This window comes from Aestuariirhabdus sp. LZHN29 (assembly GCF_049985285.1).
Classification (GTDB): domain Bacteria; phylum Pseudomonadota; class Gammaproteobacteria; order Pseudomonadales; family Aestuariirhabdaceae; genus Aestuariirhabdus.
In genome coordinates this window covers 69,961-85,318 of record NZ_JBNIEU010000004.1, presented here as the reverse complement: position 1 = coordinate 85,318, position 15,358 = coordinate 69,961, and the positions used below count along the sequence as shown (strand labels likewise).

The window sequence follows — 15,358 nt, the reverse complement described above, 5'->3', positions numbered from 1 at the left end:
CTAGCCCGACTGAGGGCACGGAAAGGAATGGAGCTGCGTATGGTGGTAATGTAGCGATTACTATCTATTCTATAAAAGAATATTTCCTTATATTTTTAGATGAATGTAGCATATGAGCCAACAACGGAGGGCTGTATGAAGCTGCAACAACTGCGATACATCTGGGAAGTCGCGCACCATGATTTAAATGTGTCTGCAACTGCGCAGAGCCTTTATACCTCCCAGCCGGGTATCAGTAAGCAGATTCGCTTGTTGGAGGATGAACTGGGTGTCGAGGTGTTTGCCCGCAGTGGAAAGCACCTGACCCGAATTACCCCTGCCGGAGAGGCGATTATTGAAAAGGCCGGGGAGATTCTGCGCAAGGTTGAGAGCATCAAGCAGGTTGCGCAGGAGTTTAGCGACGAGAAACGGGGTAGTCTCTCCATTGCGACGACCCATACTCAGGCCCGTTACGCGTTGCCCCAGGTGATTAAGGGGTTTATTGGTGATTATCCCGAGGTGTCGCTGCATATGCATCAGGGAACCCCCATGCAGATCTCGGAGATGGCCGCCGATGGTACGGTTGATTTCGCTATCGCAACCGAAGCGCTTGAACTATTCAGTGATCTGGTGATGATGCCTTGCTATCGCTGGAATCGCTGCATTCTGGTGCCCAGGGGGCATGCTCTGGCAAACATCCAGGAACTCAGCCTGCGGGATGTCGCCCAGTATCCGATTGTAACCTACGTGTTTGGGTTTACGGGGCGCTCCAAGCTGGATGACGCCTTTATGAATGAGGGGTTGACTCCGCGAGTGGTCTTTACTGCCGCTGATGCGGATGTCATCAAGACCTACGTGCGTTTAGGGTTAGGGGTTGGAATTATTGCGGGTATGGCTTACAACCCACAAACCGATTCTGATCTGGTGGCGTTGGATGCCAGCCGTTTGTTCGAGGCCAGTGTGACCAAAATTGGTTTTCGCAGGGGCACCTTTATTCGCGGCTTCATGTATCACTTTATCCAGAAGTTTGCGCCTCACCTGACTCGTGAGGTGGTCGATGAAGCCTATCGACGCCATAACAAGGCGGATCTCGAGGAGCTGTTTGCATCCATCGATATACCTACCCACTAGTAGCGGTTGGGCAAAAACAACAACGGGGCCACAGGCCCCGTTGTTGTTTTTGATTGTTGTGGTTCCGGGCGCACTTCCCGGCGTGCTATGACTTCTGAATATTACCGACGTGCAATCCGCACTCTTTGGCTGTGGCTTCCTCCCACCACCAGCGGCCCTCGCGCTCGTGCTGGTTGGGTCGCACGGCTCGGGTGCAGGGTTCGCAGCCGATACTGGCAAAGCCCTGGTCATGCAGTTCGTTGTAGGGAATGTCGAACATCCACAGGTAGTCCCACACCTCTTTCGAACTCCAATTGGCCAGTGGATTGAACTTGACCAGCCCACCGTTGGCTCCCGAGAAGGTAGTGTCCGTTTCAATCACCGCAATCTGGCTGCGCGTGCCCGGACTCTGGTCCTTGCGCTGGCCTGTGATCCAGGCGTCAACATCAGACAGCTTCTTGCGCAGGGGGGCTATTTTGCGAATTGAGCAGCACTCGTTATGGCCGTCTTCGTAAAAGCTGAACAGGCCTTTTTTCTTTACCAGGGCTTCAACGGAGGCGGCTTCGGGGGAAATTAACTCAATCTCTATCTGGTAATGCTTGCGTACCTTTTCGATAAAGCGATAGGTCTGGGGGTGCAGGCGTCCGGTGTCGAGGCAGAATACCTGCAGGTGATCGGTCAGCTTGCTGGCCATCTCGATCAGGGCGACGTCTTCGGCGCCGCTGAAGGAGAGCGCTATGTTGTCAAAGCGAGCAAAGGCAAGTTCAAGGATCTGTTGAGGGGTCTGATCCTGATACTCTTGATTGAGTTGGTCTGTGTTGAATTCAGCGCTCACCGGCTACCTCGTATCGATACTTGTAATGAGATCTTACAATTATGAGTTATAAGTTGGGCGATCATTGTAACTTTTCATCAATATGAAAAGTAATAATAACTTTGTCTATGGTTAGGCGCGGCAGATATATGTTCCTCGTGAAACAGCGTCACTAAAGGGCTGCAGCCGAGCCTTGCATGGCCGCTGGCAACGGGTTAGATTGACGCCTTCTATTTTTTAGTCCAACGCAGGAGTTGTTTGTGGAGATAGCATGTCTAGACCTTGAGGGAGTATTGATACCGGAAATCTGGATCAACTTTGCGGAAAAAACCGGCATTGAAGAGTTGAAGGCAACAACTCGTGATATCCCCGACTACGATGTGCTGATGAAACAGCGCCTGGCGATTTTGGAGCGGGAAGGGTACGGTCTAGCGGATATTCAGGCCGTTATCGATACTCTGGAGCCGATGCCTGGCGCCGTTGAGTTCGTCGATTGGCTGCGGGAGCGGTTTCAGCTCATCATTCTGTCCGATACCTTTTACGAATTTGCCCAGCCCCTGATGCGAAAGTTGGGGTTTCCGACCCTTCTTTGTCACAAGTTGGTGGTGGATGCCGAGGGTAAGATTACCAATTACCAGCTGCGTCAGCGCGACCCGAAACGCCAGTCGGTGATAGCGCTGCACTCGCTTTACTATCGGGTGATCGCAGCGGGTGACTCCTACAACGATACGACGATGCTGGCCGAAGCCGAGGCGGGTATTCTCTTTAAGGCGCCGGACAACGTGATTGCCGAATTCCCCCAGTTTCCAGCAGTTGATACCTACGAGGCATTAAAGCAGGAGTTTATCAAGGCAAGTAACCGGGCGTTGAGCATCTAGGTTTTTAACGCGGTTTCCGTTAGCCACCCGAATCCTTACCTCAGGGTGGCTACTACTTTTGCAGATTCCTGTGGACCTACAGTTCCCTCTCTGCCGGCGCTTGCGTTCCGCTGGGCAGCGCCTCCTCTAGGGCTCGAATGAGGTTGCGTACCTTGGCAAAGGATTCTTCGCGTTCTGCGTCGCACCCTGAATCCGCCACAATTCCACCCCCCCCCCAGCAAAAAAGATCCTGATTGTGGGCTAGCAAGGTACGGATGCAGATACTGCTGTCCATGCGTTGATTCAGGCTGATATAGGCTATCGATCCGCAATAGATGCTGCGGCTGCTCTCCTCCAGTTCGTCGATGATCTCCATCGCCCGTATCTTTGGGGCCCCGGTGATGGACCCCCCTGGAAATGCGTTGGCAAACAGGTCAAGGGGGGTTCGATCTCGCTTCAGGTTCCCCTGGATGGTACTTACCAGGTGGTGAACGTTGGCATAACTTTCCAGTGCGAACAGTTCGGGCACCCGAATGGTGCCGGGTCGGCAGCTGCGGCCGAGGTCGTTGCGCAGTAGGTCGACGATCATCAGGTTCTCTGCCCGATCTTTTTCGCTGTTTGCCAAGCGTTGGGCACTGAGCTTGTCCTCCTCAGGGGTACGTCCCCGAGGGGCGGTACCTTTGATAGGTTTGGCCTCAATTTCACCGTTGCAACACTTAAGAAAACGTTCGGGGGAGTGGCTGAGTATGGCCCCGGAAGGGCTCTCCAGATAGGCCGAGAAAGGCGCAGGGCTGGTTTGGCGGAGCTTCAGGTAGGCCTGAAACGGATCGCCACGGTATTGGCTGCTGAAGCGCTGGGTGTAGTTGATTTGATAACAATCACCGGCTTTTATGTAGTGCTGGATCTGTTCAAAGCAATCCCGGTATCGCTCGCGACTGGTGTCGCAACGAAACGGTTCCAGTAAGGCAAAGGGGGGATGACTGCTGCCGTTGGTGCTGGTATGCACAAGTGATTGAATCTGAGCCCTGAGTTCCGGGGAGGATGCCGGGTGAAAAACGATGTGAGTCTGCTGTTTTTGGTGGTCTTGAATCAACGCCCACAGGTAGATGCCGACCCGCATCTCGGGCTCATCATGGGCGCGAGTGTTGGGGCAGTGTGCGGGCTCAAACTGGGCCTTTAGTTCGTAGCCGAACAGGCCCAGGGCACCTCCGCAAAAAGGTAGTTCACACTCAATATCGGGGTATTGGGCCAACCGACTGCGAACCGTCTCCAAAGGGGGGTGATCCAGAATCTGCCGGGTGCCCCCGGCGCATGTGAGTTCGCAGCGCCCGTGGCGGTACTCAACCAGCTCTTGCGGTGCTGCGGTGAGAATGTCGTAACGCCCCGCAGCCAGTCCGGATTGGTGGGCGCAAGAGTCCAGCCACGCAGGGTGGGGCAGGTGGCGAATACGCTTGAAGTAGCGGCTGCTATCGCAGTGATAATCGATCGGGACTAAATAGGGCGCGGACATACATTCTCGCTCGGCAGGCGGTGCATTGTACTGACCTGTCGGCGGCTAAGTCCAATGTCCGCTCTGCTGTTATTGGGGTTTTTTGTTGATCACGATGCCTGGCTCGCTTGGTGCTTGGAGCCCCGTTCTGTGGGGGCGATGATGCTTTTCGATTATGGGGAGGATTGTAGACAATAGTATGAGGTATAGGGTTCGTGCTTGGGAGATGGCGGTACGCCATGCTAGGATTGTCGACAATATCGGGGGGCAACTTAAATGATTCAGGATGTAGACGCAGTGACCATAGCTGATCGTGTGTTCGAGTCGATCCAGACCGCCATCGTAAAGGGTGATATCGCGCCCGGTAGTAAAATCAGCGAGCCCGAGCTGGCGCGCACCTACGGGATAAGTCGTGGACCGTTGCGCGAAGCGATTCGACGCCTGGAGGGGCGTAAGTTGCTGGTTCGGGTTCCCCATATCGGTGCGCGGGTTGTTTCCCTGACAGGCCAGGAATTGATCGAGATTTACCATGTGCGGGAGTCTTTGGAGGGGCTTGCCTGCCGGCAGGCTGCTGAGAATATGACCCAGCAGGATATCGATGGGTTGCAGGAGTTATTGACTCTCCACGAGCGCCAGATTGAGGAGGAGGAGGGGAAAGCCTACTACCAGAAAGAGGGTGATCTGGACTTTCACTATCGCATCATCCAGGGGTCGAAAAACCAAACACTTATTCAGATTTTAGGTGGGGAACTCTACCATCTGGTGCGAATGTACCGCTATCAATTCAGCGCCTTCGGTAACCGTCCAAAGCGCGCTTTTTCGGAACACCAACAGATTATTAACGCCATCAGCGACCGTGACGGAGAGCTGGCTGAACTGCTGATGCGGCGTCATATTTCAGCGTCCAGAAACCATCTGGAGCAACGCTTGGCGGGTGAGCTGCAGTCTCAGGGGCGTATTGCCTGATTCTGCCAATCAAACAATAGAACGGATAAGCAATAAGGAGAGAAGCATGAGTAATACATTGAGTGCAGGCGGACGTTTCCGCAAGGCGTTGCGAGAGAATTCTCCGCTGCAGATCGTCGGTACCATCAACGCTTATAGCGCCATGATGGCAGAGCAAGTAGGCCACCAAGCGATCTATCTCTCTGGCGGCGGCGTTGCGAACGCTTCCTATGGCCTTCCAGACCTGGGGATGACCTCCTGTAACGACGTGCTGGAGGATGTTCGTCGCATTAGTAGTGCGGTTGAAACGCCTTTGTTGGTGGATATCGATACCGGCTGGGGGGGGGCATTTAATATCCAGCGCACCGTCAAAGAGATGATCAAAGCGGGTGCCGCAGCGGTGCATATCGAGGATCAGGTGGCGCAGAAGCGTTGCGGTCATCGTCCCAACAAAGAGATCGTATCCCAGCCTGAGATGGTCGACCGCGTCAAGGCGGCAGCAGACGGCAAGACCGACGACGACTTCTTTATTATCGCCCGTACCGATGCGTTTCAGATGGAGGGCCTCGATGCGGCCGTTGATCGTGCTCGTGCCTGTATCGAAGCGGGTGCTGACGGCATCTTCGCCGAGGCGGTCCATACCCTGGAAGACTATAAAGCCTTTAGCGCCGCGATAGATGCGCCGTTGCTGGCCAATATCACCGAATTTGGCGCGACACCGCTCTTCAACAAGCAGGAGTTGGCGGAGGTGGGTTGTGCCATGGTCCTCTACCCCCTGAGCGCCTTCCGTGCGATGAATAAGGCTGCACTGGCGGTGTACAGCAATATTCTCGAAAAGGGCGATCAGAAAGATGTAATCGACCTGATGCAGACCCGCATGGAGCTTTACGATTTCCTGGGCTACCACGACTATGAGCAGAAGCTGGACGCCCTGTTTGCGAGCGGCAAAAACAAGTAGCAGCGACCAAAAAACTAGAACATAGCTACTGCTGTAGATCCGAGTTGCGGCAGTGGGGTAAGACAGAGGAGAAAGCGATGAGTGATAAAAAATTGAGTGGCGCAGGACTGCGCGGGCAGTCCGCGGGTGAAACAGCACTGTGTACCGTGGGCCAGACCGGATCCGGCCTGACCTATCGTGGTTATGATATGGTGGAGCTGGCAGAGAAGGCGCGCTTCGAAGAGGTGTCCTACCTATTGTCCCGCGGCAAGCTGCCCAATCAAACTGAACTGGACGCTTACGTAGCCAAGTTGAAGAGCCTGCGTGGATTGCCCCAGGCCCTCAAGTCAGCGTTGGAGTTGATTCCTGCGGATTCCCATCCAATGGACGTGATGCGTACCGGTTGCTCTGTGCTTGGTAATCTCGAAACCGAGCAGGATTTCTCCGAGCAGATCGATCATATCGATCGTATGATGGCGCTGTTCCCCAGTATTATCTGTTACTGGTATCGGTTCTCCCACGACGGCGTTCGTATCGAAACTGAAACCGATGATGAGTCGATTGGCGGTCACTTTTTGCACATGCTGCGGGGTGAAAAGCCCAACGCGTTGCACGCCCAGGTGATGAACGTCTCCCTGATTCTGTACGCCGAGCATGAGTTTAACGCATCGACCTTCACCGCCCGGGTGTGTGCTTCAACACTCTCTGATATCCACTCATGCGTGACCGCAGCGATCGGTTCCCTGCGTGGCCCGTTACACGGCGGTGCCAACGAGGCAGCGATGGAGATGATCGAGAACTGGAGCAGTGCCGAGGAGGCGGAGTCTGAGATTATGGCCATGCTGGCACGCAAGGATAAGATTATGGGCTTCGGTCATGCGATCTACCGGGAGTCCGACCCCCGTAACGCCGTCATCAAAAGCTGGTCGCAAAAGCTGTCGGCTGATGTGGGTGATACCTCTTTGTATGCGGTTTCCGAGCGTTGCGAGGCGGTGATGTGGCGTGAGAAAAAACTGTTCTGCAATGCTGATTTCTTCCATGCATCTGCGTATCACTTTATGGGTATCCCCACCAAGTTATTTACGCCGATTTTTGTCTGTTCCCGTGCGTCGGGCTGGACTGCTCACGTTATGGAGCAGCGTGCCAACAACCGCATTATTCGCCCCAGCGCTGACTATGTTGGCCCTGAGAGTAGCGATTGGGTGGCGATCGAAGATCGCGCCTGATATATCACGGCCTTGTTGCCCTAACAGGCCTTTAACAAGCGCGGGGCAGGTGAATACACCTGTCCCGCCTGCACAACCTCTCTCGGTGGAGTAACCCATGAACACTGAATATCGTAAGCCATTACCGGGCTCTACACTGGACTACTTCGACACCCGTGCTGCTGTCGAAGCGATCCAGCCCGGTGCCTACCAACAGCTGCCCTATACCTCGCGTGTGCTGGCCGAACAACTGGTTCGCCGTTGTGATCCGGCCACATTGACTGCCTCTTTGAAGCAGCTGATAGAGGGTAAGCGCGATCTGGATTTCCCCTGGTATCCCGCACGGGTGGTGTGCCACGATATTCTTGGCCAGACCGCATTGGTAGATTTGGCCGGATTGCGCGACGCCATCGCAGATCAAGGCGGTGACCCCTCCAAGGTTAACCCTGTGGTACCGACCCAGCTGATCGTTGACCACTCGTTGGCCGTTGAAGCGGCGGGTTTCGATCCCGACGCGTTTCAGAAAAACCGTGATATCGAAGATCGGCGCAACGATGATCGCTTCCACTTTATTGAGTGGTGTAAAACTGCCTTTGATAATGTCGATGTGATACCGGCCGGCAACGGCATCATGCACCAGATCAATCTGGAAAAGATGTCTCCGGTGATTCAGGCCCGTGATGGTGTTGCCTATCCCGATACCTGTGTGGGTACCGATAGCCACACCCCCCATGTTGATTGCCTGGGAGTGATCGCCATTGGTGTCGGCGGCCTGGAAGCGGAAACTGTCATGCTGGGCCGTCCCTCCATGATGCGTCTGCCTGAGATTATCGGCGTCAAACTGACCGGAAAGCGGCAGCCGGGCATTACCGCAACGGATATTGCGTTGGCGATTACCGAGTTCCTGCGTAACGAAAAAGTGGTCTCCGCTTATCTGGAGTTCTTCGGTGAAGGTGCGACCGCGCTAACCATTGGCGACCGCGCTACGATCTCCAATATGACGCCCGAGTACGGCGCGTCTGCCGGCATGTTCTATATCGATGAGAAAACCATCGATTACCTGAAGCTGACGGGTCGTGAGCCCGAGCAGGTCGCCTTGGTTGAGCAGTATGCCAAAACGACGGGCCTGTGGGCTGATAGTCTGGTTGAGGCGAAATACGAGCGTGTCTTGACCTTTGATCTTTCCACCGTGTGCCGCAATATGGCCGGGCCCTCCAACCCGCACCGCCGTCTGCCCACTGCGGCTCTGAGCGAGCGAGGAATCGCAGGGGACGACCTGCTAGCGGCTGCTCAGGCTGAAGAGGCCGAAGGCCTGATGCCCGACGGTGCAGTGATCATCGCTGCGATTACCTCCTGTACCAATACCTCCAACCCGCGCAATGTGGTTGCGGCGGGTCTGGTGGCGAAGAAAGCCAACGAGCTGGGTCTGGTGCGCAAGCCCTGGGTTAAGTCGTCGTTTGCACCGGGGTCGAAGGTGGCCAAGCTGTACCTGGAAGAAGCGGGCCTGTTACCCGAGATGGAGAAGCTGGGCTTCGGCATCGTCGGCTACGCCTGCACAACCTGTAATGGCATGAGCGGTGCATTGGACCCGGTGATTCAGCAGGAGATTATCGATCGTGATCTCTACGCCACGGCGGTACTATCCGGTAACCGTAACTTTGATGGCCGCATTCACCCCTATGCCAAACAGGCATTTCTTGCCTCTCCACCGTTGGTAGTTGCATACGCCATCGCCGGCACCATGCGCTTTGATATTGAGAAAGATCTCCTGGGTACCGATAAGGATGGAAACCCGATCACCCTGAAAGATATCTGGCCCAGCGACGAAGAGATTGACGGGATCGTTGCCAAGTGCGTCAAGCCCGAGCAGTTCAATCAGGTCTATATCCCGATGTTTGACCTGGGGGCGGTTGATAAATCCCCGAGCCCACTCTACGACTGGCGTCCGCAGACTACCTATATCCGCCGTCCACCCTATTGGGAAGGCGCGTTGGCCGGTGAGCGGACGATGAAGGGCATGCGCCCGTTGGCGGTGCTGGGTGACAATATCACCACCGACCACCTGTCACCCTCCAATGCGATCCAGGCATCCAGTGCGGCGGGCGAATACTGTGCCAGGATGGGGCTGCCGGAAGAGGACTTCAACTCCTATGCGACCCACCGTGGAGACCACTTGACGGCGCAGCGTGCGACCTTCGCTAATCCGAAACTGTTGAATGAAATGTGCCGCGATGAGGCGGGAAAGGTAAAACAGGGCTCATTGGCGCGGATCGAGCCAGAGGGCCAGGAGAGCCGTATGTGGGAAGCGATTGAGACCTACATGGAGCGCAAGCAGCCGCTGATCATTATTGCCGGTGCCGATTATGGGCAGGGTTCTTCCCGTGACTGGGCCGCCAAAGGGGTGCGCCTGGCGGGCGTTGAGACCATCGTTGCCGAAGGGTTTGAGCGTATTCATCGCACCAATCTGGTGGGTATGGGCGTGTTGCCGCTGGAGTTCAAAGCCGGTGATAACCGTAACACCTATGGGATCGATGGCACCGAAACCTATGACGTGATCGGTGACATCAGCCCCCGCTGTGAGCTGACAGTGGTTATGACTCGCGCCAACGGGGAGAAGGTCGAAATCCCCGTGACTTGCCGACTGGATACCGCCGAAGAGGTGCAGGTCTACGGTGCAGGTGGTGTATTGCAGCGGTTTGCCCAGGATTTCCTGCAAGCCAACGCCTAGGGGCGGACGATATAAGCCCTGCCGGGAAGCTTCCCGGCAGGGTCGCTTGAGACCCTGATCGCCTTCGTAAAAGCGATGAGATTGCGATCAAAACGCGCCTTAATGATGATTTCACCGAGTTTGACAACTCCCGTTTTAAATTAGGATACAGAGCCATGGCCCACGTACCCCAGATCAAAATTCCTGCTACTTACATTCGTGGCGGCACCAGCAAGGGTGTTTTTTTTAATCTAGCTGACCTTCCCGAGTCTGCCCAGACTCCGGGCGCAGCGCGGGATAGCCTGCTGTTGCGGGTCATCGGTAGCCCTGATCCCTATGGTAAGCAGACCGATGGAATGGGAGGGGCGACCTCCAGTACCAGCAAAACGGTGATCCTTTCCAAAACCAGCCAACCGAATCATGATGTCGACTATCTGTTTGGGCAGGTCTCCATCGACAAACCTTTTGTTGACTGGAGTGGTAACTGCGGCAACCTGACGGCGGCGGTGGGTGCATTTGCCATCAGTCAGGGTTTGGTTGATGCTAGCCGAGTTCCCGCAAACGGTATCGCTACCGTTCGTATCTGGCAGGCCAATATCAAAAAGACGATTATCGCCCAGGTGCCCATGACTGACGGTGCGGTGCAGGAAACCGGTGATTTTGAACTCGATGGCGTGACGTTCCCTGCTGCGGAAGTGCAGGTTGAATTCATTAGCCCGGTCGATGCGACCGACGCCATGTTTCCTACCGGCAACCTGGTCGATGAGCTGGAGGTGCCCGGTGTTGGAACCTTCAAGGCAACCATGATCAATGCCGGCATTCCTACCGTGTTTCTTAATGCCGCCGATATCGGCTATGGCGGAACCGAGCTGCAGGACGCGATCAATGGTGATCCGGCAGCACTGGAGCGTTTCGAAACCATTCGCGCTTACGGGGCGTTGAAGATGGGGCTGATCAGCGATGTATCTGAAGCGGCTGGTCGTCAACACACCCCCAAGGTGGCGTTCTGTGCGCCAGCTGCTGACTACGTCTCTTCAAGCGGTAAGCAGATCGCGGCGACAGAGATTGACCTCAACGTACGCGCTCTGTCGATGGGTAAGCTACACCATGCGATGATGGGGACTGCAGCGGTTGCGATCGGCACGGCGGCAACCATCCCCGGAACTCTGGTTAACCTGGCTGCCGGTGGTGGGGAGCGTGAAGCCGTCATCTTTGGCCATCCGTCAGGGACTCTGAAAGTTGGGGCTGAAGCCTCTGAGAACGGGGGAGACTGGACCGTCAATAAGGTCGTGATGAGCCGCAGTGCCCGTGTCTTGATGGAGGGGTGGGTGCGAGTGCCAGGAGATGCGTTTTAGCCGCAGCTCTCCTTGACGCAATAATAGAAACCACGGCCCGGAGCCGTGGTTTTTTTGTTTGGGCTGCAGCGTAGTATCAGCAGGAGTCGGCAGCGTATACTGGGCGGCACTCTTTACCACCCCGAAGGATCACCCATGCGTCGTTGGTTAAAACGCGAAAACTGGCAAACCCCAACTGGCTTGCTGGTGTTGATGTCGATGGCCACGCCGCTCGCCTTCGCCACCTGGCAAACGCTGTTGAATAACTTCGTCATCGATCAGGCGGGTTTCAACGGCGCCGAGATAGGTTTGCTACAAAGCCTGCGCGAGGTGCCGGGCTTTCTCGCCTTCACTGCCGTGTTTGTGTTGCTGGTGGTGCGTGAGCAGAAGTTTGCCGTTCTGTCGCTGGCCCTGTTGGGACTGGGGGTCGCAATCACTGGCTGGTTTCCATCGGTGATCGGGCTCTACTGCACCACGGTGTTGATGTCGGTCGGATTTCACTATTTTGAAACCGTTAAGACGTCACTCTCACTGCAGTGGTTGGAGAAGGGGGAAGCGCCCAGAGTGCTGGGGCAGTTAATCGCAGTGGGTTCGTTCAGTTCGTTGTTTGTTTATAGCCTCGTGTGGCTGATGAGCGAATGGCTGGGGCTTGGCTACGCCAGCATGTATCTGGTCGGGGGTGGGCTGGCATTGGTGATCGTTGCATTTTGCGCGGTGGCCTATCCGATGTTTCCCCAGCCGCACCTGCAAAACAAGCATCTTGTGTTGCGTCAGCGCTACTGGCTTTACTACGCGCTCACCTTTATGAGCGGAGCACGGCGGCAGATTTTTGTCGTTTTCGCCGGGTTTATGATGGTGGAGAAGTTTGGTTATGGGGTTGGTGAGATCGCGCTGTTGTTTATTATCAATCATCTGTTCAACCTCTTTTTTGCTGCTCGCATTGGCGCTCTTATCGGGCGAATAGGGGAGCGTCGGGCGCTTGTGATCGAGTACGTCGGTTTGACCCTGGTATTCACCGGGTATGCGTTCGTGGAGGTAGCCTGGCTTGCTGGCACCCTCTACGTGGTCGATCACCTGTTTTTCGCTTTGGCGATTGCGATAAAAACCTATTTCCAGAAAATTGCGGATCCGGCCGATATCGCGTCAACCGCGGGCGTTGCATTTACCATCAACCATATAGCCGCGGTCGTGATACCTGCGGTGTTTGGGATAATGTGGTTGAGCTCGCCCTCTGCCGTATTTCTGGTGGGGGCCCTGATGGCGGTCGGCTCTTTGGTGCTGGCATGCAATGTGCCGCAGCATCCTGCCCCTTTGCGGGTGGCGCTGGTGGGGAATCGGGTAACGGCCAGCTAGTTCGGGGTGAGGGTGACGATGGGGAGGGATTGTTAGCGTTTGTAAGCGGCTTCGAGTGTTACCGGCCCAGCAACTGACTGTTACCTCATCCCATAAAGTGTTACCTGCTGGCTTTGGTGCTCCCTGTGCAATGACTATTTAAGTCACTCGGTCGCTGGGTTGTCCGGATTTGTCATTTTCGTTTTGGTTGTTTTTTAAACCAAAGATTCCGCTTTTTGCGCTCTTTTGCCCTGTCTTTCGCTGCTGTTCGTGTATGACGCATTATTCTTCCGAGTCGATTAAACGTCTGTTTAAAACCGATTATTCGAGGTATGATGCCAATGCCTATGCTTCGGCTGAAACAAAAGGGCGGTTATGCACCAACAGCACGAGAGCGCGTTTTTGGAACGGATGTTCTGCTTGTGCGCCTGAAGATTGAATAGTTGGTATCTTAATTGCTCCCTATTTCGGGTCGAATGCAAAAGCCTTCATTAGAAAGGTTGGCGTCTCACTTGAAAACCGGAGCAGGGTGTCGAGAGAAGATATCCATCGACAGGTTGCAATAGACCCGGTTTTGGGGCGCAGCAATAACATACAACACTAAAAACGAACTATTCACGGAGTAGTCAATGAACACCAAGAACAGCCATCTACTGTCTTTGCGCCTTGCCCCGGCCAAAGCGGGTTTTGCTCTCGCCGGCCTCATGGCCGCGCTACCGGCCCAGGCGATCCAGTTTGATTTTGCGGACGGTGAAGTCACCGGCTCGGTCGATACGACCCTCGCTTATGGCGCGATGTGGCGTGTCGAAAGCCGTAACACCAATATCGATAACAGCGGCGTTAACAGCAACGACGGTAATCGCAACTTTGACACAGGGTTGGTGTCTTCGGTGTACAAGTTCAATACCGAAATGGAAGTGAACTATCAGGATTACGGCGCTTTTGTGCGGGCTCGCGGGTACTACGACAGCGAGATCATGGACAAGAAAAATGACAGCGGTGACCTGGCCTACCAGCCCAGCGGCTACGGACGCAAATACAGCGACAAGGCCAAGGACTACTCCGGTTCCCGCACCGAATTTATGGATGCGTTTGTTTACGGTAACTTTTACCTGGGCAAAGACGAGATGCCCCTGAGTGTTCGATTCGGAAAGCAGGTCATCAGCTGGGGAGAGGGGATCTTCTACCGCGAAGGCGTCAATAGCATCAATGCCCTCGATGGCAACGCCTTTAACCTGCCCGGCTCCGAAGTCAAGGATGCCTTGCTACCCGCTGGTATGCTCTACGCCAATCTGGGGCTTACCGATACCCTGAGCGTCGAAGCCTTTGCTCAGTGGGAGTGGAACGAAACTCGCCAGAACCCCGTGGGCACCTACTTCAGCACGACGGACCTTTTTGCCCCCGGTGGTGAAGGAAACCTGATCTGGCAGGATGTGCAGGGATCGCCGCTAGAGGGGTTGTTTGGCGCCTATTTGGGTGGAGCAAGCGCTGCTGTCGATCCGTTTATCAGCAACGGTTCTCTTAATATTGATGGTAATACACTAAATAATGGTGCCTGGGCCAACTTTGGACAGATCGTCAATGACGATGAGGCGAGCGATAGTGGCCAGTACGGTGTTGCTTTGCGCTATGTCGCCGAAGAGCTTAATGAGACGGAGTTCGGACTTTACTACATCAACTACCACAACAAGACCCCGCTGATCTCGGCGAATTTGAGTGACTATGCGGGTACCGATATATTCAATATGTGTAGCGCACTGCAAGGAGGTGCTTGCGTAGTTAATCCAGCTAACCCGGCGTTTCAAGCGGCAGGTGGTTTTGGAACCCTCGACGTAATGCAGAGCGTTAACGCCTACCGCGAGTACGTAGAAAATGTTGATACCTTCGGGGTCAGCTTTACGACGCTTATTGGCGATACGTCCGTATCGGGCGATATGGCCTACCGACCCAATAACTCGATCTTCGCTTACCATGAGGATGACCTGCTCGGCTCTGTAGTGGCCAATGCGTCCAGTTTCTTTGGTGGCACCAGTAGCGACTGCGCCAACCTGAACGTGGCCAATGGCAATACCGGTGTTGCAGAGAATCTGTTGGGGGATGTCTGTGTCGGTGATACCGTTAATAACTGGGTAAAAACGGAAACCGTCAACTGGAACCTCAATGCGATCCACAACTTCGGACCCATGATGAGCTTCGATCGCGTGATCGGTGTGGTTGAGTTTTCCGGCGAGTGGTTGCCCGAACTGACCGGTAAGGAGCTCGATGTTATGAACTCCACCGCACAGAATGCAGGCGACAATACCCGTCACTCCAAGAAGTTGACCCGTACCGCGTACGGTGCCACCACCGTGTTGCAGGGTAAGTGGAACGATGTTATTGCCGGCATCAACCTGAGCCCGGTGTTTGTTTATAGCAATGACATCAGTGGTAACTCCCACCGTGCCGGTAACTTTATGGAAGGCGCAACGGCGTATAGCCTGGCGCTCAATGCGGATTACCTGAGCTCGCTCTCCGGTGGAATCTCCTACACTCGCTTTGAGGGTGCCGGTAGTTCCAATGATATTACTGACCGCGACAACGTAGCGGTTAATATCAAATACGCGTTCTAACGACGCTGTCATCGGGCGGGGGCCTGGGCCCGCCGCCCTG

General features: G+C 54.9%; 11 protein-coding genes. 9 read left to right on the top strand and 2 right to left on the bottom strand.

Going from position 1 to position 15,358, the window contains the following annotated elements; genetic code table 11:
- Nucleotides 1-135 precede the first annotated feature (135 nt).
- Nucleotides 136-1,110 (top strand): HTH-type transcriptional regulator CysB, encoded by a 975-nt coding sequence (gene cysB, locus ACP3PW_RS14520; protein WP_426417454.1) that lies wholly within the window; start codon nucleotides 136-138, stop codon nucleotides 1,108-1,110.
- An 85-nt stretch (nucleotides 1,111-1,195) separates the two neighbouring features.
- Here cysB and ACP3PW_RS14515 read toward each other — a convergent pair whose 3' ends face one another.
- The gene (locus ACP3PW_RS14515; RefSeq protein WP_426417453.1) at nucleotides 1,196-1,924 is read right to left on the bottom strand and encodes a phosphoadenylyl-sulfate reductase; all 729 of its coding nucleotides are present in this window, start codon (nucleotides 1,922-1,924) and stop codon (nucleotides 1,196-1,198) included.
- 239 nt (nucleotides 1,925-2,163) lie between these two features.
- On the opposite strand from ACP3PW_RS14515, the gene thrH reads away from it, so the two are divergent.
- Entirely contained in the window at nucleotides 2,164-2,781 is a 618-nt protein-coding gene (thrH, locus tag ACP3PW_RS14510; RefSeq protein WP_426417452.1) for a bifunctional phosphoserine phosphatase/homoserine phosphotransferase ThrH, read from the top strand.
- 76 nt (nucleotides 2,782-2,857) lie between these two features.
- Here thrH and pabB read toward each other — a convergent pair whose 3' ends face one another.
- Entirely contained in the window at nucleotides 2,858-4,270 is a 1,413-nt protein-coding gene (pabB, locus tag ACP3PW_RS14505) for an aminodeoxychorismate synthase component I (protein ID WP_426417451.1), read from the bottom strand.
- Between the two features lie 255 nt (nucleotides 4,271-4,525).
- Here pabB and ACP3PW_RS14500 point away from each other — a divergent pair, with 255 nt between their 5' ends.
- From ACP3PW_RS14500 to ACP3PW_RS14470, 7 genes are all read left to right on the top strand, one after another.
- The gene (locus ACP3PW_RS14500) at nucleotides 4,526-5,215 is read left to right on the top strand and encodes a GntR family transcriptional regulator (RefSeq protein WP_426417450.1); all 690 of its coding nucleotides are present in this window, start codon (nucleotides 4,526-4,528) and stop codon (nucleotides 5,213-5,215) included.
- Nucleotides 5,216-5,261: 46 nt separating this feature from the next.
- Nucleotides 5,262-6,152: a methylisocitrate lyase gene (gene prpB / locus ACP3PW_RS14495; protein ID WP_426417449.1), complete on the top strand. Its 891-nt coding sequence runs from the start codon at nucleotides 5,262-5,264 to the stop codon at nucleotides 6,150-6,152.
- A gap of 77 nt (nucleotides 6,153-6,229) precedes the next feature.
- The gene (prpC, locus tag ACP3PW_RS14490) at nucleotides 6,230-7,357 is read left to right on the top strand and encodes a bifunctional 2-methylcitrate synthase/citrate synthase (protein ID WP_426417448.1); all 1,128 of its coding nucleotides are present in this window, start codon (nucleotides 6,230-6,232) and stop codon (nucleotides 7,355-7,357) included.
- Between the two features lie 97 nt (nucleotides 7,358-7,454).
- A complete protein-coding gene (acnD, locus tag ACP3PW_RS14485; RefSeq protein WP_426417447.1) occupies nucleotides 7,455-10,064 on the top strand; it encodes a Fe/S-dependent 2-methylisocitrate dehydratase AcnD in 2,610 nt (869 codons plus the stop codon).
- A gap of 155 nt (nucleotides 10,065-10,219) precedes the next feature.
- Complete coding sequence (gene prpF, locus ACP3PW_RS14480) at nucleotides 10,220-11,398, top strand: 2-methylaconitate cis-trans isomerase PrpF (RefSeq protein ID WP_426417446.1); 1,179 nt, start codon at nucleotides 10,220-10,222, stop codon at nucleotides 11,396-11,398.
- Nucleotides 11,399-11,533: 135 nt separating this feature from the next.
- Complete coding sequence (locus tag ACP3PW_RS14475; protein WP_426417445.1) at nucleotides 11,534-12,730, top strand: MFS transporter; 1,197 nt, start codon at nucleotides 11,534-11,536, stop codon at nucleotides 12,728-12,730.
- 608 nt (nucleotides 12,731-13,338) lie between these two features.
- The gene (locus tag ACP3PW_RS14470) at nucleotides 13,339-15,318 is read left to right on the top strand and encodes a DUF1302 domain-containing protein (RefSeq protein ID WP_426417444.1); all 1,980 of its coding nucleotides are present in this window, start codon (nucleotides 13,339-13,341) and stop codon (nucleotides 15,316-15,318) included.
- Nucleotides 15,319-15,358 lie beyond the last annotated feature (40 nt).

Excerpts from the sequence above, each read along its gene's own strand:
- cysB (WP_426417454.1), top strand. The coding sequence starts at position 136 with ATGAAGCTGCAACAACTGCGATACATCTGGGAAGTCGCGCACCATGAT.
- pabB (WP_426417451.1), bottom strand. The coding sequence starts at position 4,270 with ATGTCCGCGCCCTATTTAGTCCCGATCGATTATCACTGCGATAGCAGC.
- ACP3PW_RS14500 (WP_426417450.1), top strand. The coding sequence starts at position 4,526 with ATGATTCAGGATGTAGACGCAGTGACCATAGCTGATCGTGTGTTCGAG.
- prpB (WP_426417449.1), top strand. The coding sequence starts at position 5,262 with ATGAGTAATACATTGAGTGCAGGCGGACGTTTCCGCAAGGCGTTGCGA.
- prpC (WP_426417448.1), top strand. The coding sequence starts at position 6,230 with ATGAGTGATAAAAAATTGAGTGGCGCAGGACTGCGCGGGCAGTCCGCG.
- acnD (WP_426417447.1), top strand. The coding sequence starts at position 7,455 with ATGAACACTGAATATCGTAAGCCATTACCGGGCTCTACACTGGACTAC.
- prpF (WP_426417446.1), top strand. The coding sequence starts at position 10,220 with ATGGCCCACGTACCCCAGATCAAAATTCCTGCTACTTACATTCGTGGC.
- ACP3PW_RS14475 (WP_426417445.1), top strand. The coding sequence starts at position 11,534 with ATGCGTCGTTGGTTAAAACGCGAAAACTGGCAAACCCCAACTGGCTTG.
- ACP3PW_RS14470 (WP_426417444.1), top strand. The coding sequence starts at position 13,339 with ATGAACACCAAGAACAGCCATCTACTGTCTTTGCGCCTTGCCCCGGCC.